The organism is Alsobacter sp. R-9 (assembly GCF_054612375.1).
The window spans coordinates 62,882-83,165 of record NZ_JBTSWJ010000014.1 but is presented as its reverse complement, the minus strand read 5'-3'; the positions used below and the strand labels follow the sequence as shown (position 1 = coordinate 83,165).

The 20,284-nt window shown below is 71.7% G+C and carries 17 protein-coding genes; 13 read left to right on the top strand and 4 right to left on the bottom strand.

Annotated features, from left to right (window positions below; genetic code table 11):
• Positions 1–22: 22 nt before the first annotated feature.
• The 10 genes from ACX9GQ_RS20265 to ACX9GQ_RS20220 all read left to right on the top strand — a co-directional run bounded on the left by ACX9GQ_RS20265 (position 23) and on the right by ACX9GQ_RS20220 (position 11,548).
• The gene (locus ACX9GQ_RS20265; RefSeq protein ID WP_459631408.1) at positions 23–1,048 is read left to right on the top strand and encodes a carbohydrate ABC transporter permease; all 1,026 of its coding nucleotides are present in this window, start codon (positions 23–25) and stop codon (positions 1,046–1,048) included.
• 2 nt (positions 1,049–1,050) lie between these two features.
• On the top strand, positions 1,051–2,268 hold the full coding sequence (locus ACX9GQ_RS20260; RefSeq protein ID WP_459631407.1) for a carbohydrate ABC transporter permease: 1,218 nt from the start codon (positions 1,051–1,053) through the stop codon (positions 2,266–2,268).
• 5 nt (positions 2,269–2,273) lie between these two features.
• A complete protein-coding gene (locus tag ACX9GQ_RS20255) occupies positions 2,274–2,810 on the top strand; it encodes an ester cyclase (RefSeq protein ID WP_459631406.1) in 537 nt (178 codons plus the stop codon).
• An 8-nt stretch (positions 2,811–2,818) separates the two neighbouring features.
• Complete coding sequence (locus ACX9GQ_RS20250) at positions 2,819–3,793, top strand: nuclear transport factor 2 family protein (RefSeq protein WP_459631405.1); 975 nt, start codon at positions 2,819–2,821, stop codon at positions 3,791–3,793.
• Positions 3,794–3,891: 98 nt separating this feature from the next.
• Positions 3,892–4,917: a cupin domain-containing protein gene (locus ACX9GQ_RS20245; protein ID WP_459631404.1), complete on the top strand. Its 1,026-nt coding sequence runs from the start codon at positions 3,892–3,894 to the stop codon at positions 4,915–4,917.
• Between the two features lies 1 nt (position 4,918).
• Positions 4,919–6,046 carry a cobalamin-independent methionine synthase II family protein gene (locus tag ACX9GQ_RS20240; RefSeq protein WP_459631403.1) on the top strand — a complete coding sequence of 376 codons (1,128 nt, stop codon included), beginning with the start codon at positions 4,919–4,921 and terminating at the stop codon, positions 6,044–6,046.
• Positions 6,047–6,342: 296 nt separating this feature from the next.
• Entirely contained in the window at positions 6,343–7,593 is a 1,251-nt protein-coding gene (locus ACX9GQ_RS20235; RefSeq protein ID WP_459631402.1) for a sarcosine oxidase subunit beta family protein, read from the top strand.
• Positions 7,594–7,666: 73 nt separating this feature from the next.
• Positions 7,667–7,972: a sarcosine oxidase subunit delta gene (locus ACX9GQ_RS20230; protein WP_459631401.1), complete on the top strand. Its 306-nt coding sequence runs from the start codon at positions 7,667–7,669 to the stop codon at positions 7,970–7,972.
• Complete coding sequence (locus ACX9GQ_RS20225; protein ID WP_459631400.1) at positions 7,969–10,980, top strand: sarcosine oxidase subunit alpha family protein; 3,012 nt, start codon at positions 7,969–7,971, stop codon at positions 10,978–10,980. The genes ACX9GQ_RS20230 and ACX9GQ_RS20225 overlap by 4 nt, the downstream gene beginning before the upstream one ends.
• Entirely contained in the window at positions 10,973–11,548 is a 576-nt protein-coding gene (locus ACX9GQ_RS20220; protein WP_459631399.1) for a sarcosine oxidase subunit gamma, read from the top strand. The genes ACX9GQ_RS20225 and ACX9GQ_RS20220 overlap by 8 nt, the downstream gene beginning before the upstream one ends.
• A gap of 177 nt (positions 11,549–11,725) precedes the next feature.
• Here ACX9GQ_RS20220 and ACX9GQ_RS20215 read toward each other — a convergent pair whose 3' ends face one another.
• Positions 11,726–12,871, bottom strand: a complete 1,146-nt coding sequence (locus ACX9GQ_RS20215; protein WP_459631398.1) for a Gfo/Idh/MocA family protein — start codon at positions 12,869–12,871, stop codon at positions 11,726–11,728.
• Between the two features lie 412 nt (positions 12,872–13,283).
• Between ACX9GQ_RS20215 and ACX9GQ_RS20210 the strand changes: the two genes are divergently transcribed.
• Both ACX9GQ_RS20210 and ACX9GQ_RS20205 read left to right on the top strand, forming a co-directional pair.
• Complete coding sequence (locus ACX9GQ_RS20210; RefSeq protein WP_459631397.1) at positions 13,284–13,490, top strand: cold-shock protein; 207 nt, start codon at positions 13,284–13,286, stop codon at positions 13,488–13,490.
• A gap of 437 nt (positions 13,491–13,927) precedes the next feature.
• A complete protein-coding gene (locus tag ACX9GQ_RS20205) occupies positions 13,928–14,353 on the top strand; it encodes an NUDIX hydrolase (protein ID WP_459631396.1) in 426 nt (141 codons plus the stop codon).
• A gap of 6 nt (positions 14,354–14,359) precedes the next feature.
• Here ACX9GQ_RS20205 and pgi read toward each other — a convergent pair whose 3' ends face one another.
• Both pgi and edd read right to left on the bottom strand, forming a co-directional pair.
• Entirely contained in the window at positions 14,360–16,012 is a 1,653-nt protein-coding gene (gene pgi / locus ACX9GQ_RS20200) for a glucose-6-phosphate isomerase (RefSeq protein WP_459631395.1), read from the bottom strand.
• A gap of 31 nt (positions 16,013–16,043) precedes the next feature.
• On the bottom strand, positions 16,044–17,870 hold the full coding sequence (gene edd, locus ACX9GQ_RS20195) for a phosphogluconate dehydratase (protein ID WP_459631394.1): 1,827 nt from the start codon (positions 17,868–17,870) through the stop codon (positions 16,044–16,046).
• Between the two features lie 328 nt (positions 17,871–18,198).
• On the opposite strand from edd, the gene ACX9GQ_RS20190 reads away from it, so the two are divergent.
• Positions 18,199–18,549 (top strand): endonuclease domain-containing protein, encoded by a 351-nt coding sequence (locus ACX9GQ_RS20190; RefSeq protein ID WP_459631393.1) that lies wholly within the window; start codon positions 18,199–18,201, stop codon positions 18,547–18,549.
• Positions 18,550–18,789: 240 nt separating this feature from the next.
• On the opposite strand, the gene zwf is transcribed toward ACX9GQ_RS20190, so the two are convergent.
• The gene (gene zwf, locus ACX9GQ_RS20185; RefSeq protein ID WP_459631392.1) at positions 18,790–20,268 is read right to left on the bottom strand and encodes a glucose-6-phosphate dehydrogenase; all 1,479 of its coding nucleotides are present in this window, start codon (positions 20,266–20,268) and stop codon (positions 18,790–18,792) included.
• Positions 20,269–20,284: the final 16 nt, after the last annotated feature.

Genomic DNA, 20,284 nt, shown 5'->3' with positions numbered 1-20,284 from the left:
CGCGGAACCGGACGCCGGCACCATGAGGACCCGCACCTTCGCCGCCTTCGTCGCGCCCTCGATGGTGATGATGGTGCTGTTCATCGCGCTGCCGCTCGTCAGCGTGTTCATGCAGAGTTTCTACAACACGCGCGTCGTCTACCGGGACGAGGTCGTGGAGAAGTGCACGCCGGGCTTTCCCGCGCCCCGCTGCGAGAAGGAGACCCGCAGCATCCCCGTGGCGGGGCCCGACGGAAAACCCGTGCGCGAGACGGTCTATGTCGGGCTCGACAACTACCGCACGCTGCTGCGCACCAGCGAGGTGTCGCGGCTCCTCGGCGAGGGCCTCGCCGGCGTGAACGCGATCCTCGCCATCGACTTCTACCGCGCGCTGCGTTTCACGCTGACCTTCACCTTCATCACGCTTCCGATCATGCTCGCGGTCGGCATGGGGCTGGCGCTCGCCCTCAACGCCACGGTCCAGAGCCTGCGCGGGCCGATCATCTTCGTGTCGCTGCTGCCCTTCATCATCACGCCGGTCATCGGGGCGCTGTCGATCAAGTGGCTGTTCACCGGCGACGGACTGATGACGGCGGCGCTGAGCGCGCTGCTCGGCCAGCGGGTCTCGCTGCTGTCCAACACGTGGACGCTCGAGGCGCTGATGATGTTCTACCGGGTGTGGCACAACGCGCCCTTCGCCTTCATCATCTTCTACGCAGGCCTGCAGACGCTCGACCAGGACGCGGTCGATGCCTCGGTGGTGGACGGCGCGTCGCGCTTCGAGCGATTCCGCTACGTGGTGCTGCCGCACCTGATGCCGCTCGTGGTGTTCGTCTCGCTCATCCACCTGATGGACGCCTACCGCGTGTTCGACGAGGTCGTCGGCTTCTCCAGCCAGGCCTACGTCATCTCGCTGCAGTGGCTGACCTACGACCTGCTGATGCCCGACAACACGGGCAACCGCTCCATCGCCCGCGCGTCGGCGTCGTCGATGCTCACGATGATCGGCATCGTCATCCTGCTCATCCCGCTCATCCGCCGCACGTGGCGCGACTACGGGAGGCGCTGATCATGACGAGCGCCGCGCCCCGCGCCCTGCCGCCCCCGCTGTCCGTCAAGGTCTCCGTCTTCGCGGTCCTCGCGGTGTGGACGGTGCTCGCCCTGTTCCCGCTGCTGTGGGTCACGGTGATGTCGTTCAAGCTGCCGGTCGACGCGCTGTCGTCGGACCCGCTGACCGTTCTCACCGGGCCCCGGACCCGCGCGGCAGGGGAGGGGCTGTCGCTTCTCGACATGGCGCTCGGCCTTGCCGTCTTGGTCGCCGTCTACGTCCTCGTCACGCGCTTCGCGAAGACGCTCGCGGCGGGCCTCTCGTTCGGCGGCAGCGCGGCAGTCGGCTGGCTGCTCGCCGGGTTCGTCCTGGCGCTGGGCGCGCTCGTCGTCGTCGCCGGGCTGATGCCGCCCGCGATCCGCGGCGCCAATGCCGTGGCCCAGGCGGTGCCGGGGCTCGGCTGGCTGGCCGAGCCGCTCCTCGGCTTCACCATCCGCCACTACGTCGCGGTGTGGGTGGGGCACGGCTTCTACCGCAACTTCCTCAACTCGCTGATGGTGACGGCGGGCGTCGTCATCATCTCGCTCACCTTCGGCACGCTGGCCGGCTACGCGCTGGCGCGCACGCCGGCACGGGTGGCATTCTTCCTGCTGCTCGCCGCGCTGGTGTTCCGCGCGCTGCCGCACTCCGTGCTCGTCACCGGCTACCTGCCGCCCTTCATCAACAGCCGCGAGCTGCTGATGCCCCTGTGGACGGCGCCTGTCCTCGGCCCGGTGCTGCAGCTCTTCTCCGCCGCGCCGCCGACGCTCTACGGCCAGCCGTGGGCGGTCATCGGCGTGCTGGTGGCGATCAACCAGCCCTTCACGATCTGGATGCTGCGCTCGTTCTTCCAGAACGTCCCGGCCGAGCTCGACGAGGCGGCCCGCGTCGACGGCTGCTCCTACTTCGAGGCGTTCCGCCGGGTCATCATGCCGGTGATGTGGCCGGGCGTGATCACCACGGGCCTGTTCTCGTTCCTGCTCGCCTACAACGACTACCTCGTCTGCTCGCTGCTCCTCGACGCGCAGTCGCAGACGATGGTCCCGGCGATCAGCCAGTACTTCAACCGCGAGACCACCTCCACCGACCAGATCGAGGCGATCGCCGCCGCGGTGTCGATCACCGCGCCGCTGTTCCTCCTCGTCATGGTCTTCCAGCGCCAGATCGTGTCCGGCCTCACCGCCGGCGCCGTGAAAGGATGACCCGCATGGCCGGAAACCGCCCCGAACAGGCCCCCCTCACCCGCGACAACGACCTCTCGAAGACCGAGGAGACCCGCCGCGTCATCGAGGGCATGGTCGACGGACTGAACGACCACAAGATCAACGGCATCGCCGACTTCTTCCACGAGGCGTTCCGCTGGATGGGCAATGCCGGCTGCGGCACCAAGAACGGCCTGAGGGAATTCCAGGACAACTGGCAGCGTCCTTTCCAGGCCGCCTTCTCCGACAAGGTGGCGATCGACGAGGCGCGCCTCTTCCAGGGCGAGTGGGGCGCCTGCTTCGGCGCGCAGCACGCCATCCACTCCGGGGAGTTCATGGGCATCCCGCCCACCGGCAAGCGGGTCGAGATCCGCTACATGGACTTCTGGAAGGTCAAGGACGGCAAGATCGTCGACAACTGGGTGATGGTCGACTTCCCCCACGTCATGCGCCAGCTCGGCGTCGACCCGTTCAACGGGCACGGCTGGGAGGAGTACGACGCCGGCCGCAAGGTCCCCCCGCGCCCCAACCACGACAAGTGAGGCCCGCGATGGCGCTCGACGGATTCGATCCGAAGTGGAAGGACTTCCCCGACTACATCCTCGGAATCACGAAGGAGATCTGGGAAGACCGGAACATCGCGACGCTGCACCACTACTACGCCGAGACGATGCCGGTGCGTTCGCCCGGCTCCGTCGTGGTGGGCAACCGCAACGTCATCGCCGCCACGATGGCGACGCTGGCCGAGTTCCCCGACCGACAACTGCTGGGCGAGGACGTCATCTGGTGCGGCGACCCCGTGGGCGGGTTCCTCTCCTCGCACCGGATCATCTCGACCGCGACGCACTCGCGCGACGGCGTCTACGGCAAGGCCACCGGCAAGACGCTGCGCTACCGCATCATCGCCGACTGCGCGGCGCGCAAGAACCAGATCTTCGACGAGTGGCTCATCCGCGACCAGGGCGCCATCGTCCGCCAGATGGGCTGGGACCCGAAGGCCTACGCGGCCGACCTGATCGCGCGCGAGGGCGGCCCCGAACGCTGCGTGAAGCCCTTCACGCCCGCCATCGACGTCGCAGGCGAGTACAAGGGCCGCGGCAACGACCACCCCGTCGGCCGACGCTACGCCGACATCCTCGCGCGCATCATGGGCGCCGACATGGCCGCCATCCCGGCGGAGTACGACCGCGCCGCGCAGGTCGAGCTGCCTGGCGGGGTGACCGGCTTCGGCTGGGCCGACGTCGACCGCTTCTGGATGGGCCTGCGCGCCGCGCTGCCGTCCGCCCGCTTCGAGATCCACCACGTCATCGGCCGCGACGACCCCGAGTTCTCGCCCCGCGCCGCCATCCGCTGGTCGCTGACCGGCCGGCACGACGGCTGGGGCGCCTTCGGCACGCCGACCGGCGCCGAGGTCCACGTCATGGGCATCAGCCATGCCGAGTTCGGGCCGTGGGGCCTGCGCCGCGAGTGGGTGCTCTACGACGAGACCGCCATCTGGAAGCAGATCCTGCTGCAGACCGGCTGAGGCTCCCCCTGCCGGCCGCGCTTCTGCGCGGCGGGCCGTGCATACGAATGCGACCGGACGGGGCCGCGGTCCCGCGCCAGACCAGAGGAGGAAACACCATGGGCGCCCTCGACAAGCGGCTCATCCGCTACGCCGACCTGCGGCCGTGCCGCAACGCCTTCATCGACACCCGCTCGCCGGGGTCGGAGGAGAAGGAGAACTTCACGCTCATCGGCCCCGGCGTCTCCGAGAATCCGAACCAGCACGTGCACATCCCCGAGCCGCACGGCTTCAACATCGGCGCAGCGCGGCAGCCGGGGCGCTGCCTCAACTCGCAGCACAGCCACGAGACGGCCGAGGTGTTCATCGTCCACACCGGCCACTGGCGCTTCATGTGGGGGCCGAATGCCGACGACGGTTCGATCGAGCTGCACGAGGGCGACGTCATCAGCCTGCCGATCCACATGTTCCGCGGTTTCGAGAACCTGGGCACGCCGCAGGACGTGAGCTTCCTCTTCGCCGTGCTGGGCGGAGACGATCCGGGCAAGGTGACGTGGAGCCCGCGCGTCTTCGACCTCGCCAAGCGCTTCGGCATGGTGCTGCTCGAGGGCGGCCGCCTGATCGACACCGCCGCCGGCCAGTCCGTCCCGGAAGGCGCCACCCTGCAGCAGCCGCCGGACGCCGCGACGATGCAGCGGCTCGCCTCGCCATCCGACGAGAAGATGGCGCAGGGCGTCGTGCGCTTCGCCGACCTCAAGGGCAACCCTGCGTCTCCGCTCGCCGGCCCCGGCGTCGAGGAGTGCCCGGTCATCGTGCCGAAGCCGACGAAGGACGGCTTCCAGCCCGGCCCCGTCGTCGGCTGGTGGCCGCACGGCTTCAACCTGCGCTGCCTGAAGATGGCCTCCGGCGCCTCCGTCCCGGCGCACATCCGGCGGGAGGAGGAGGTGATCTTCGTGCACAAGGGCACGCTGCTGGTCACGACGCCGGATGGCGACGTCGTGATGGGCGCCGGCGACACCTTCACCACGCCGAAGGGGCTGCCACGGTCCTTCCGCGCCACCTCGTCGGACGGCTGCGTCGCCTATGTCGTGCGCGGCGGCGACGAGGCGGGCGCCGTGGAGTTCCTCGCCGAGAAGGCCGCCTGAAATGCCAAGGATCCGCACCACGCATGTCGGCTCGCTGCCCCGCTCGTCCGTGGTGGCGGATCTGCTCTTCGTACGCGAGAAGGGCCTGCCCTTCGACGACGCGGCCTATGACGACGTCATGGCGAAGGCGACGGCGGCGACCGTCGCGCGCCAGAAGGAGATCGGCATCGACCTGCCGTCCGACGGCGAGACGTCCAAGATCTCGTATGCCACCTACGTGAAGGACCGGCTCACCGGCTTCGACGGCGACAGCCCGCGCGAGCCGCCGCAGGATCTCGACGACTACCCGGACTTCAAGCTGCGCCTCGCAAGGGCCGGCGGCACGCCGCAGTACCGGCGGCCGCGCTGCGTCGGGCCCATCGCCGTGAAGTCGATGGAGCCGCTCGCCAAGGACGTGGCGGCGATGAAGGCGGCGCTCTCTGCCTCCGGCTATGCCGAGGGCTTCATGAACGCAGCGAGCCCGGGAGTCATCGCGCTGTTCCAGCCCTCCGACCATCACGCCAGCCTCGACGACTACCTCGCCGACATCGCCGAGGGCATGCGCGCCGAGTACGAGGCCATCGTCGCGGCGGGGCTGATCCTGCAGATCGACGCGCCCGACCTTGGGCTCGGCCGGCACATGATGTACCGCACGCTGGACGAGGACGGGTTCCTCCGCCGCGCGGCGCTGCACGTGGAGGTGCTCAACCATGCCCTGCGCAACGTCCCGCGCGACCGGGTCCGCATGCACATCTGCTGGGGCAACTACGAGGGCCCGCACACGCGCGACATCGCGCTCGCCCGCGTGCTGCCGGTCCTGCTGAAGGCGAAGCCCGGCGCGCTGCTGTTCGAGGCGTCGAACCCCCGCCACGCCCACGAGTGGACGGTGTGGCGCGAGGCGGCGCTTCCCGACGACCTGGTGCTGATCCCCGGCTGCCTCGATTCGACGACCAACTTCGTCGAGCACCCGGAACTCGTGGCCCAGCGCATTGCGGCCTTCGTCGACGCCGTGGGGTCCGAGCGGGTCATCGCCGGCACGGACTGCGGCTTCTCCACCTTCGCCGGCTTCGGCGCCGTGGACCCCGAGATCGCGTGGGCCAAGCTCGCGGCCCTCGTGGAAGGCGCCGCCATCGCCTCGCGCCGGATGTGACGGGCGGCGGGCCGAGCCGCTTCGCTCCCTTCTCCCCGCTTGCTGGGAGAAGGTGGCTGCGCGACAGCGCAGCCGGATGAGGGGCGGGGGCGGGCAAGAGCCCGCCCCCACCTCGCGGGAAACGCGCCGGACCGCCCGAATTCACGCCCGCTCGCGCGCCCGGAGCCCCCTGCGACATGCCGGCCATGTCCGAAAACGGCTTCGCGGATGTCGCAAATCGTCTAGAAGCGGCGTATTCCCCCGTGCAAATGTCCGACCACCGCGGCTCCCGGAGCCGCCAGGGTGACGAGCGAGCCATGCGTTTCAATGCCTTCACCATCCTGCGCCAGGCGCTGAGCGGCAATATCGGCTGGCCGGAGCAGTGGCGTTCGCCCGAGCCGAAGCCGGCCTACGACGCCGTCATCGTCGGCGGCGGCGGGCACGGGCTGGCGACCGCCTACTACATGGCGAAGGAACACGGCATGACCAACATCGCCGTGGTCGAGAAGGGCTGGCTCGGCGGCGGCAACACCGGGCGCAACACCACCATCATCCGCTCGAACTATCTCTGGGAGGAGAGCCAGGGCCTCTACGAGCACGCGGTGAAGCTGTGGGAGACGCTCTCGCAGGAGCTCAACTACAACGTCATGTACTCGCCGCGCGGCGTCATGATGCTCGCGCACAATGTCCACGACGTGCAGGTGTTCAAGCGCCACGTCCACGCCAACCGGCTGCAGGGCATCGACAACGAGTGGCTGACGCCGGAGGAGGCGAAGGCCTTCTGCCCCCTCCTGAACATCTCGCCCAACATCCGCTATCCGATCGTCGGTGCCGCCCTGCAGCGGCGCGGCGGCGTCGCCCGGCACGACGCGGTGGCGTGGGGCTACGCCCGCGGCGCCAGCGCGCTCGGCGTCGACATCCTCCAGAACTGCGAGGTCACGGCGATCCGCCGCGGCGCCGACGGCGCCGTCGAGGCGCTGGAGACGACGCGCGGCACCATCCGCACGAAGCGCGTCGGCGTCGTCGCGGCGGGCCACACCAGCGTGGTCATGGCCATGGCCGGCGTGCGCATGCCGCTGGAGAGCTATCCGCTGCAGGCGCTCGTTTCGGAGCCCGTGAAGCCGATCATGCCCTGCGTGGTCATGTCCAACACGATCCACGCCTACATGTCGCAATCCGACAAGGGCGAGCTCGTCATCGGCGCCGGCACCGACGCCTACACGTCGTATTCGCAGACCGGCGGCCTGCACATCGCCTCGCACACGCTCGACGCGATCTGCGAGCTGTTCCCCACCGTCCGGCGGCTGCGCATGCTGCGCAACTGGGGCGGCATCGTCGACGTCACGCCGGACCGCTCGCCGATCATCGGCAAGACGCCCGTGCCAGGGCTGTTCGTGAACTGCGGCTGGGGCACCGGCGGCTTCAAGGCGACCCCCGGCTCCGGGCACGTGTTCGCCCACACCGTCGCGACCGGCGAGCCGCATCCCATCAACGCCCCCTTCACGCTCGACCGGTTCCGCACCGGCCGTCTCATCGACGAGGCGGCGGCCGCCGCCGTCGCGCACTAGAGCAGGCGCGAAGACGTGGAATCAGGTTCTTCGACATGACGCCTGCGACCAAGACCAAAGAGGTCCCCGCCCGATGCTGCTGATCCGTTGCCCCTGGTGCGAGGCGGAGCGTCCCGAGCTCGAGTTCCGCTACGGCGGCGAGGCGCATGTCGTGCGTCCCGAGGACCCCTCCGCCGTCTCCGACGAGGCGTGGGCCGATTTCCTCTACATGCGGGCCAACCCGAAGGGCCTGCACGCGGAGCGCTGGCGGCACACGCATGGCTGCGGCCGCTTCTTCAACGCCGTGCGCCACACCGTCACCGACCGGTTCGTCGCGACCTACCGGCCGGGCGAGCCGCGGCCCGACCTTGCCGCGCTGGCGACGGAGGGCTCGCGATGACCGCGCCGTCCCGCACCGCCGCCGGCGGTCGCATCGTCCGCGAGCGCGTGCTGCGCTTCACCTTCGACGGCCGGCGCTACGAGGGCCATCCCGGGGACACTCTCGCCTCGGCGCTGCTTGCCAACGGCGTACGGCTCATGGGCCGCTCGTTCAAGTACCACCGCCCGCGCGGCGTGCTCGGCGCCGGTGCCGAGGAGCCCAACGCGCTGGTCACGGTCGACCGCGGCGGCGGCGCCTCGACGCCCAACCTGCGCGCCACGCAGGTCGAGCTCTACGACGGCCTCGTCGCGCGCAGCCAGAACCGCTGGCCGAGCCTCTCGGTGGATGTCGGCGAGGTCAACGACCTGGTCCCGGCCGGCGTGCTGTCGGCCGGCTTCTACTACAAGACCTTCATGCAGCCGCGCACGGCGTGGAAGGACCTCTACGAACCCTTCATCCGCCGCGCCGCCGGCCTCGGCCAGGCGCCCGACGCCGCCGATCCCGACCACTACACGCACCGCTACGCATTCTGCGACGTGCTCGTCGTCGGTGCCGGCGCGGCCGGCCTCGCCGCCGCGCTCGCCGCGGCACGGGCCGGGGCCAGCGTCATCCTGTGCGACGAGCAGGCCGAGATGGGAGGGGGTCTGCTCTCCGAGCGCACGCTGACCATCGACGGCGCCCCCGCGGCCGACTGGGTCGCCGCGACGCTGGCCGCGCTCGCCGGCCATCGCCGCGTCACCCTGCTGCCGCGCACCCAGGCCTTCGGCGCCTATGCGCAGGGCTTCTTCGGCCTCGCGCAGCGGCTCACCGACCATCTCGACCACCCCGACCCGAAAGCGCCCCGCGAGCGGCTGTGGAAGGTGAGGGCGCGCGAGGTGGTGCTCGCGACAGGCGCCATCGAGCGGCCGCTGGTGTTTCCCGAGAACGACCGCCCCGGGGTCATGCTGGCGGGCGCGGCCCGAACCTTCGCCAACCGGTACGGCGCGCGGCCCGGCAGCACCGCGGTGGTCTTCACCGCCTGCGACAGCGGCTATGCCGCGGCGCTGGATCTCTCGGCGGCGGGCGTCTCCGTCGCGGCCGTCGTCGACATGCGGCCCGCGCCGGATGCGTCTCCCACCGTGGCCGACCTGCGCAGCCGGATGCCGATCCGCTACGCCAGCGTCCTCACGGGCATCGCCGGACGCCACGGGGTGAAGGCGGCGCACGTCGCCACGCTCGACGCGAACGGCCTCGTCGGCCCTTCGTCCGACATCGCCTGCGACCTCGTCGTCATGGCCGGCGGCTGGACGCCGGCCGTCCACCTGCACTCGCAGATGCGGGGCCGGCTGACCTTCGACGAGGCGCGGCAGGTCTACCTGCCCACGCCCGGCTCCGTGCCGAACGCACGCTCCGCCGGCGGCTGCAACGGCGCCCTCGGCGTCGCCGCCGCGCTCGCGGAGGGCCAGAGGGCCGGCGCAGAGGCCGCCGAGGCCACGGGCCACGCGGCGCCTCCGGAGGCGCCGCTCGCGGTGCAGGGCGAGATCCTGCCGAAGGGCGGCTTCCACGGCGCGGTGCCTCACAACCGCGACGTCCAGAAGGTGAAGGCCTTCGTCGACTTCCAGAACGACGTGACGGAGAAGGACATCCGGCTCGCCGTGCGCGAAGGCTTCCGCTCCATCGAGCACGTGAAGCGCTACACCACCACCGGCATGGCGACGGACCAGGGCAAGACGTCGAACATGAACGGCCTCGCCATCGCCGCCGGCTCGCTCGGCAAGGCGATGCCCGAGGTCGGGCTCACGACCTTCCGCCCGCCCTACACGCCGGTCACCTTCGGCACCTTCGCGGGTCATTCGCGCGGCGCGCTGTTCGATCCCGCCCGCCACACGCCCACGCACGACTGGGCCGTCGCCCACGGGGCGGTGTTCGAGGACGTCGGCCTGTGGAAGCGGGCGCGCTACTTCCCGCACGAGGGGGAGGACATGCACGCCGCCGTGCTGCGCGAATGCCGCACCGTGCGCGAGGCAGGCGGCCTCTTCGACGCCTCGACGCTCGGCAAGATCGAGGTCGTCGGCCCCGACGCGGCCGAGTTCATGAACCGCCTCTACACCAACCCGTGGACGAAGCTCGAGCCCGGGCGCTGCCGCTACGGCCTGATGCTGAACGAGGCGGGCTTCGTCATGGACGACGGCGTCGTCGGCCGCCTCGCGCCGGACCGCTTCCACGTCACTACGACCACCGGCGGGGCGCCGCGGGTGCTGGCGCACATGGAGGACTACCTCCAGACGGAGTTCCCCGAGCTGCGGGTATGGCTCACCTCGACGACCGAGCAGTGGGCGGTGATCGCCGTGCAGGGCCCCCACGCGCGCGAGGTGCTGGCGCCGCTCGTCGAGGGCATCGACATCTCGCGCGAGGCCATGCCGCACATGAGCGTGCGCGAGGGCGCGATCGCGGGCATCCCGTGCCGGCTCTTCCGCATGAGCTTCACCGGAGAGCTCGGCTTCGAGGTGAACGTCCCGGCCGACTACGGCAGGGCGGTCTGGGAGGCGATCTGGGAGCGCGCCCGCGCCCGCGATTTCTGCGTCTACGGCACCGAGGCGATGCACGTGCTGCGCGCCGAGAAGGGCTACATCATCGTCGGACAGGAGACGGACGGCACCGTCACCCCCGGCGACCTCGGTCTCGACTGGGCCATCGGCAAGGCCAAGAAGGACTTCGTCGGCAAGCGCTCGCTGGCGCGGCCCGACATGCTCCTGCCGCAGCGCAAGCAGCTCGTGGGCCTGCTCTGCGAGGACCCGGCGCTGGTGCTGGAGGAGGGCGCGCAGATCACCGCCATGCCCGATCCGCCGCGCGGCACGCCGGCGCTCGGCCACGTCACCTCCGCCTATGACAGCGCCGCCCTGGGCCGCTCGATCGCCCTGGCGCTCGTCGCCGGCGGCCGGGCGCGGATGGGCGACACGCTCTACGTGCCGATGCCATCCGGCGCCGTCGCGGTCACCGTGACCTCGCCCGTCTTCCTCGATCCGGAGGGGAGCCGCCTCGATGCCTGAGATCCTCCGTCGTCCGCCGCTCGCCGCCGCCCCGCCCTTCGCGGCCGGCCTCGTGCGCATCGCTGTCGAGCCGCCCGCCGGACGCTTCGTCCTGCGTGCCGACACCGCCACGGCGCAGGCTGTCGGCCCCGCCTTCGGCGTCGCGCTGCCGGAGCGCATCAACACGTCCGCCGTCGCCGGACCCCGCGTCGCCATGAAGCTCGGCCCCGACGAGTGGCTGCTCATCGCCACCGACGCCGCGGAGCCCGCGGCCGCGGCTGCGCTGGCCCATCGCATCGAGGCCGACTGCGGCGGACGGCCCTGCAGCCTCGTCGACGTCTCGCACCGCCAGATGGCCCTGCGCGTCGAAGGCCACGAGGCCGCGCTGGCGCTCAACGCCGCCGTGCCGCTCGACCTGTCGCCCGAGGCGTTCCCCGTCGGCACGGCCACGCGCACGATCTTCGAGAAGGCCGAGATCGTGCTCTGGCGCGCGGCCCCGCACGACTTCCGCGTCGAGGTCTGGCGCTCCTTCGCCCCCTACGTGCTGGCGCTCCTGCAGACGGTCGCCGAGGAGAACGCGGTCGCCTGACGAGCACACGGCCGCCCCTCATCCGCCTCCGCTGCGCGGAGGCACCTTCTCCCCGCACGCGGGGAGAAGGTGGCGCGATGCGCCGGATGAGGGGCCGTCGCCGCGATGCGCCGGATGAGGGGCCGTCGCCGCGAAGCGCCGGATGAGGGGCCGTCGCCGTCGTGCGCTCGCGCGTCCTCAGCCCTCCACCGCCACCCAGCGCTGCCCGGCCGACGACACGAGCGCGGCGTCGATGACCTGCTGGACGGCGAGCGCCTCGCGGAAGTCGGGCCCCTTGCGCGGACCGCCCGCGATGGCGGCGAGGAAGTCGGCGACCTCGATCGTCTTCAGGTCGTTGAAGCCGAGCTGGTGGCCCGGCGCCACGCAGAAGTGGCCGTAGGGCGCATGCTGCGGGCCCGCCTCCACGCGCACGTACCCCTGCTGGCGCGCATCTCCGCCGGCGCGGTGCACGAGCAGCTCGTTGAACCGCTCCTGCGTGAAGCTGATCGCGCCCCTGCTGCCGTGGATGTCGAAGGCGAGCTGCATGGTGCGCCCGGTCGCCACCCAGTTGGCCTCGATCGAGCCGCGGCAGCCGCGCGCGAAGCGCACGGTGAGGCGCGCGATGTCGTCGACGAGAACCGGCCTGCGCTCCCGCGCACCGCGCGTCACCGGGCGGTCCTTCACCACGGTCTCGAGGTCGGCGAACACGCTCTCGACAGGGCCCAGCAGGAAGCGGCCGAGCGCGATGGCGTGGCTGCCGATGTCTCCGAGCGCGCCCGGTCCGCCCGCCGGGTCGAGGCGCCACGAATGCGGCACGTCGGGATCGCTCATGAAGCCCTCGGCGTGAATGGCGCGGAACGATGTCACCGTGCCGATCTCGCCCGCCGCGATCATGTCGCGCGCCATCGCGAGCAGGGGGTTCTTCAGGTAGTTGAAGCCGACCTGCGTGACGACGCCTGCTGCCTCCGCCGCCTCCGTCATGACGCGCGCGTCGGCCGCCGTCGGCGCGAGCGGCTTCTCGCAGTGAACGTGCTTGCCGGCGGCGACGGCGGCGAGGGCCATCTCCCTGTGGAGGACGTTGGGCGTGGTGATCGCGACGACGTCAACGGCCGGATCGGCGACGAGGTCGCGCCAGTCCGTGGTGGCGCGGGCGAAGCCCATCTGCGTCCGCGCCGCCTCCGCCGCGCCGCCGTCGACGTCGGCCACCACCGCGAGCCTCGGATGCGGAAGGCCCGGGATCACGCCCGCTGCGGCGCGGTAGGCGAGTGCGTGCGAGCGGCCCATGAAGCCGGTCCCGATGATGCCGATGCCGAGGCCCCGGCCGGCCGCTGCCCCATGGCTCATGTCGCGCCTCCCGCCCCGCGCGGTCATTTCGGGTCGCCGCGGGCGTCAGGTTGATGCCACACGAAAAAAAATCTTGCACGTGTCAACGGCCGTGGCCCGCGCCGGCATGCGGGGACGTGCAGGCGCTCCGGCATCGCACGCGGACGCGACCCTTGTGCTCGTAACCTGACCGTTAACCTTTTGAGATTGCGGTGCATTCTGGCTTCGACGCGACATCCGGGGCATGGCTGCCGGGCGTCTGGTGCATGGCCGTCCCGCAGCCTGCACGAGGCTCGCGCGAGGCGCGCGCGGGGCCGGCGAAGGCACCGGCACCGCAGGTCGTGCCGCTCAGCTTCGTTGCAACCTGTCGCGCGGCATGCCAGCGTCATGATTGCGGCGCCGGTGCCGCGACTAGGACGACCAGGATTTCGAGATGCCGACTGGGACTGTGAAGTGGTTCAACAGCGAGAAGGGGTACGGCTTCATCCAGCCGGACGCCGGCGGGCCGGATGTCTTCGTGCACATCAGCGCGCTGAACCGGGCGGGGCTGCGCGAGCTGAAGGAGAGGCAGAAGATCTCCTACGAGCTCGAGACGGGGCGTAACGGCAAGACCAGCGCCGTCGACCTCCGCGTCGTCTGACCGCGTCGCCGACGCGGTCCTGACCTCGTCTCTCCAGCCGGCCAGGACGATCCGTCCGGCCGGCTGATCCTCTTCGTTCGTCGCCTGCGCCGGAGCCGTGCCGACCTGCCGCTCCCGGACTGTCCCAGCGCGTCCCGGCACAACGTCGTGCTGCGGCCGGGGACGTGGCGACGGGCTTCGGTTCGAGCGCGCGGGGGCGCGGCCCTCTCTCGCGCCCACAGCCCATTCTCCGTCATCCCCGGCCGAGCGGCGCAGCCGCGGAGGGGACGAAGGCCCGCGGTTCGGCGGAAGCCTTGGGGTCGGTGCCCGGCGCGAGCGCGCGGCCGACGCCATGTGACGGTTTCGTGACAAAAATCACGTGACACCGATCCGGGCCGGATTCATCGTGGCCGCCGCGGGCGGCGCGAATCGACGGCCGCTGCCGGGAGAGCCGCGGTTTGGGCAAGAAGACCAGCCCCGCCATGCAGTTCGGAGCCTTGCCCGTGCGACGCCGCGACGGCATCGCCTCGGTGCTGCTCGTGACCTCCCGCGACACCGGCCGCTGGGTGATCCCCAAGGGCTGGCCGATGCCGGGCCGTCCGCCTGCGCTCGCCGCCGCGACGGAGGCCTTCGAGGAGGCCGGCGTCAGGGGCCGCGTCCTCGGCAAGTCTATCGGCGGCTACACCTACTGGAAGCAGTTCCGCGCCCGGCAGATGCTGTGCACGGTCGAGGTGTTCCTGTTCCACGTCGACGCGGAGCTTCCGAACTGGCCCGAGAAGCGCCAGCGCCTGCGGCACTGGTTCACCGTCGAGGAGGCCGCCGGGCTCGTCGAGGAGCCGGTCCTGGCTGCGCTGATCCGCGAGGCCGGCCCCCTGATCCCCTGAGGCGCCTCAGCCCGCCGCGAGCCCGCGCAGATGCGCGACGAGGCCCGCCGTGGACGGGTCGACCGCCGTCGCCGGGGCCTTGCCCTCGACGAGGGGCGCCAGCGCGCCGGCGAGTTCCTTGCCCAGTTCCACGCCCCACTGGTCGAAGGCGTTGATGCCCCACACTGCCGCCTCCACGAACACCCGGTGCTCGTAGAGTGCGATCAGCCGGCCGAGCGTCGCGGGGTCGAGCTGGCGGTAGGCGATGGTCACCGACGGCCGGTTGCCGGGAAACACCCGGTGTGGCGCGAGGACGCCCGCCTCGGCCTCCGACCGGCCGGCCGCGATCAGCTGCCCCCGGGCCTCGGCAAGCGTGCGGCCCGTCATCAGCGCCTGCGACTGGGCGAGGCAGTTCGCCACCAGCAGCGCGTGGTGGTTGGCGAGTTCGGGCTCGTGGCCCCGCGCCGCCACGAGGAACTCGCAGGGGATCACGTCGGCGCCCTGGTGGATGAGCTGGTAGAAGGCGTGCTGCCCGTTGGTGCCGGGCTCGCCCCAGACGATCGGCCCGCTGGCGCGCGGCACCGGCGCCCCGTCGAGCGTCACGGTCTTGCCGTTCGACTCCATGTCGAGCTGCTGCAGGTAGGCGGGGAAGCGCGACAGGCGCTGGTCGTAGGGCAGGATCGCCCGCGAGCCGTGGCCGCAGACATTGCGGTGCCACAGGCCGACGAGCCCCAGCAGCACCGGGAGGTTCGCCTCCAGCGGCGCCTCGGCGAAGTGGCGGTCCATGGCGTGGGCGCCGTCGAGGAAGGCGCGGAAGTTCCGCGCGCCGATGGCGATCATCAGCGACAGGCCGACCGCCGACCACACCGAGTAGCGGCCGCCGACCCAGTCCCAGAAGCCGAACATGCGCTCGGCGCCGATGCCGAAGGCCTGCACCTTGTCGAGCGCCGTCGACACCGCGCAGAAGTGCGCCGCCACCGCCTCCTCGCCCAGCGCCGCGACGAGCCAGCGCCGCGCCGACGCCGCGTTGGTCATGGTCTCGATGGTGGTGAAGGTCTTCGACGCCACGATGAGCAGCGTCGTCGCCGGGTCGAGCCCCTTCAGCGTGTCGGCGAGGTGGGCACCGTCGACGTTGGAGACGAAGTGGCAGCGCGGCCCGTCGTGCCACGGCGCCAGCGCCAGCGTCGCCATCGCCGGGCCGAGGTCGGACCCGCCGATGCCGATGTTGACGACGTCGGTGAAGCGGCCCCCGCGCGCCGGGGCGATCGCGCCGTTGCGGATGCCCTCCGCGAACGCCTCCAGCCGCGCCAGTGTCGCCGCCACCTCGGGCATCACGTCCTTCCCGCCGACGCGGATCGGGCGGTCGGGCCGGTTGCGCAACGCGACGTGCAGCACGGCGCGGTTCTCGGTGCGGTTGATCGCCTCGCCGGCGAACATCGCGTCGCGCTTCGCCTCGACGCCGGCGGCGCGGGCCAGGTCCGCGAGCAGTGACAGCGCCCGTTCGTCAAGCGCCGTCTTGGAGAGGTCGAGGAGCATGTCGTCGAGCCGCGCGGTGAGGCGCGGCACGCGCTGCGGGTCGGCCGCGAAACGCTCGGCGATGGTGACGCCCTTCTGCGCCGCGTGGTGGCGCGCCAGCGCGTCCCAGCAGGCCTCGACCTTCGCGGGGTTTCCCGTCGTCATCCTCGTCCTCCCCGAACGCTCTGCCGCCGCCTCAGCCGGCCATGCCGAACACGGACGCGCCCGCGTCGGCGCGGCCGGCCGCCTGCCGGAATACGGAAAAGAGCTCCCGTCCACAATCCACGTGCGAGGCCGAGAGATCCGCCGTCGCCGGCGCGCGCGCCGCCCACTCCGCCGGGTCGACCAGCACCTCCAGCCGCCCGGCCGGCGCGTCGACCCGGACGATGTCGCCGTCACGGACCCGCGCGATGGCGCCGCCGTCGGCCGCCTCCGGCGTCACGTGGATCGCCGCCGGCACCTTGCCCGAGGCGCCGGAGAGCCGCCCGTCCGTCACCAGCGCGACGCGCTGGCCGCGGTCCTGCAGCACGCCGAGCGGCGGCATCAGCTTGTGCAGCTCGGGCATGCCGTTGGCCTTCGGCCCCTGGAAGCGCACCACGGCCACGAAGTCGCCGGTCAGCGCGCCGGCCTTGAAGGCGGCCTGCAGCTCTTCCTGCGAGTGGAACACGCGCGCCGGCGCCTCGATGACGTGGCGCTCCGGCGCCACCGCCGAGGTCTTGATCACGGCGCGGCCCAGCGGCCCGTCGAGCAGCGCGAGGCCGCCCGTCGGCTGGAACGGCTCCGCCGCGCCGCGCAGCACGGCCGTGTCGCCGGACACCGCGGCGGCGTCCTTCCAGCCGATGCCGCCGTCGGCCTCCAGCACCGGCTCCACCGTGTAGCCGTCGAGCCCGGTGCCCCACACGGTCGTCACGTCGCGGTGCAGCAGGCCCGCGCCGATGAGTTCGCGGATGAGGAAGCCCATGCCGCCGGCGGCGTGGAAGTGGTTCACGTCGGCCTTGCCGTTGGGGTAGACGCGGCAGAGCAGCGGCACCACGGCGGCGAGATCGGAGAAGTCGTCCCAGGTGATGGCGATGCCCGCCGCCGCGGCCATGGCGATCAGGTGGATGGTGTGGTTGGTCGAGCCGCCGGTGGCGTGCAGCCCGACGATGCCGTTGACCACGGCGCGCTCGTCCACCACCCGCCCGATCGGCGTATACGCGTTGCCCTGCGCCGTGATTTCCAGCACCCGCTTCGTCGCCGCGCCGGTCAGCGCGTCGCGCAGCGGCGTGTTGGGGTTGACGAAGGAGGAGCCGGGCAGATGCAGGCCCATGATCTCCATCATCATCTGGTTGGTGTTGGCGGTGCCGTAGAACGTGCAGGTACCCGGCCCGTGGTAGGACTTCATCTCGCTCTCGAGCAGCGCGTCGCGGCCCACCTTCCCCTCGGCGTAGAGCTGGCGGACCTTCGCCTTCTCGTCGTTGGGGATGCCGGATGTCATCGGCCCGGCCGGGACGAAGATCGCCGGCAGGTGGCCGAACGCCAGCGCGCCGATGAGCAGCCCGGGCACGATCTTGTCGCAGACGCCGAGATAGAGCGCCGCGTCGAACATCCTGTGCGACAGCGCCACGCCGGTGGCGAGCGCGATGACGTCGCGCGAGAACAGCGACAGCTCCATGCCGGCCTCGCCCTGGGTGACGCCGTCGCACATGGCCGGCACGCCGCCCGCCACCTGCGCCGTCGCCCCCGCCTCGCGCGCCGCCGCGCGGATCAGGTCGGGGAAGCGCTCGAACGGCTGGTGGGCCGAGAGCATGTCGTTGTAGGCGGTGACGATGCCGATGTTCGGCGTCTCGCCGCCCGCCAGTCGGCCCTTGTCGGTCGGCCCGCAGGCCGCGAAGCCGTGCGCGAGGTTGGCGCATCCCAGCCGCCGCCGCGCCGGCTGCGCCTCGGCCGCCCGCGCGATGCGGTCGAGATACACCCCCCGCGCCCCCCGGCTCCGCTCCACGATCCGCTGCGTCACGGCCTCGACCGTCGAATGGATGCTCATCTCAGCTCTCCTGCCTCACCGCACGATGCACGCGCCAGCCCCTCATCCACTCCGCGGGCGCGGGCTGCTGCCCGCTCCCGCCCCCTCATCCGCCTCCGCTCGCGCGGAGGCACCTTCTCCCCGCAAGCGGGGCGAAGGGACGCCCGGCCGCCGCGCCTCGCCTTTCACCCTTCCAGCCCCCGCGCCGGCGCCGATCCCCTTCTCCCCGCCCGCGGGGAGAAGGTGGCGCGAAGCGCCGGATGAGGGGCAGGCTCCACCGGGAGCAGAGGATGGAAACCACAACCCCGCGTTCGTGGCGCCGGTCACGCCAGCCCGGCATGCTTGAGGTATGGCGAACCGCCCGTCCCTCGCCACGTCCCGCGCTCGCGCGCTCCGCCGCACGATGACCGACACCGAGCGCCGGCTCTGGCACCGCCTGCGCGACCGCCGATTGGCCGGCTTCAAGTTCGTGCGGCAGGAGCCCGTCGCAGGCTTCATCGCAGACTTCTGCTGCCGTGAGGCGAGGCTGATCGTCGAGGCCGACGGCAGCCAGCATGCCGAGAGCACGCGTGACCTCCACCGTGACGCCGCGCTGCGCCGCGCGGGGTTCCGCGTGCTGCGGTTCTGGAACCATGAGATCCTGCACGAGACCGACGCCGTCATCGACACCATCTTCGCCGCCCTGCACCAGCGCTCCTGAAGGCCCCTCATGCGCCCCTTCGGGGCACCTTCTCCCCGCAAGCGGGGCGAAGGGATACCCAGCCGCCTCGCCTGATCCCGCACCGCCCGTCCAGCCCCCGCGCCGCCGCCGCTCCCCTTCTCCCCGTCTACGGGGAGAAGGTGCCCGCGCAGCGGGCGGATGAGGGGCACTTCCCTTCTCCCCGCGGGCGGGGAGAAGGTGGCGCGAAGCGCCGGATGAGGGGCCTTTCGACCCCACCGCTCAATACCCGTCGTCCTGCCACGTCCGCCCGTCGCGCTCGATGAGGGCGACGGCGGCGGAGGGGCCCCAGGTGCCGGCGGTGTAGGGGCGCGGGGGCTGGCCGGAGGTCTTCCAGGCCTCGAGGATCGGGTCGATCCACGCCCACGCGGCGTCCACCTCGTCGCGGCGCATGAACAGGGTCTGCGAGCCGCGCACCACGTCCATCAGCAGGCGCTCGTAGGCGTCGGGCGCCGTCACGCCGAAGGCGTCGGCGAAGGTCATGTCGAGGGGCACGTGCTGCAGGCGCATGCCGCCGGGGCCGGGGTCCTTGATCATCAGCCACAGGCGCACGGCCTCGTCCGGCTGCAGGCGCATGACGAGGCGGTTGGAGCGCACGGCGCCGGCCGAGCCGGGGAAGATCGAATGCGGGATGGGGCGGAACGCCACCACGATCTCGCTGAGCCGCGTCGCCAGCCGCTTGCCCGTGCGCAGGTAGAAGGGCACGCCCGCCCAGCGCCAGTTCTCGACCTCGGCCTTCAGCGCCACGAAGGTCTCCGTGGTGCTGTCGTCGCGGCCGAGCTCCTCGAGGTAGCCGGGCACGGCGCCGCCGGCGGAGGCGCCGGCGCGGTACTGGCCGCGCACCGTCATGGCGTCGACCGTCTGCGGCGAGATCGGCTTCAGCGCCTTCAGCACCTTCAGCTTCTCGTCGCGCACGGCGTCGGCGTCGAGCGAGGTCGGCGGCTCCATGGCGACGAGGCAGAGCAGCTGCAGGATGTGGTTCTGCACCATGTCGCGCAGCGCGCCGGATGTGTCGTAGTAGCCGGCGCGCCCGGCGACGCCCAGCGTCTCCGCCACGGTGATCTGCACGTGGTCGATGTGGGCGGCGTTCCACACCGGCTCGAACAGCGCGTTGGCAAAGCGCAGCGCCATCAGGTTCTGCACGGTCTCCTTGCCGAGGTAGTGGTCGATGCGGAAGATCTGCCGCTCGCCGAACACCCGGCCCACCGCGTCATTGACGGCGCGCGCGCTCTCGCCGTCCTTGCCGACCGGCTTCTCCACCACCACCCGCGTCGCCGGAGTGACGAGGCCGTGCCGGCCGATGCGCTCGCAGATGGCGCCGAAGAGGTCCGGCCCCACCGCGAGGTAGAAGGCGCGGATGCGCGCCGGATGCTCGGCCAGCAGCGCGGCGAGGTCGCTCCAGCCGGCTTCGCCGCCGGCGTCGAGCGTGACGAAGGCGAGCCTCGCCACGAAGCGGTCGATCGCCTCGGCCGTCAGCTCCTCCGCCGGCACGTGCTGCTGCAGGCTGCGGCGCACCAGCGCCTCGAAGCTGCCCTCGGACGGCAGGCGGCGCGACACGCCGATGACGCGCGCATCGGCCGGCACCTGGCCGGCGACGTCGCGGCGGAACAGCGCCGGGATCAGCTTGCGCGCGGCGAGGTCTCCGGTGGCGCCGAAGACGACCATGTCGAAGGGATCGACGCTGATGATGCGGGGTGACATCGCAAGGCTCCTTGGT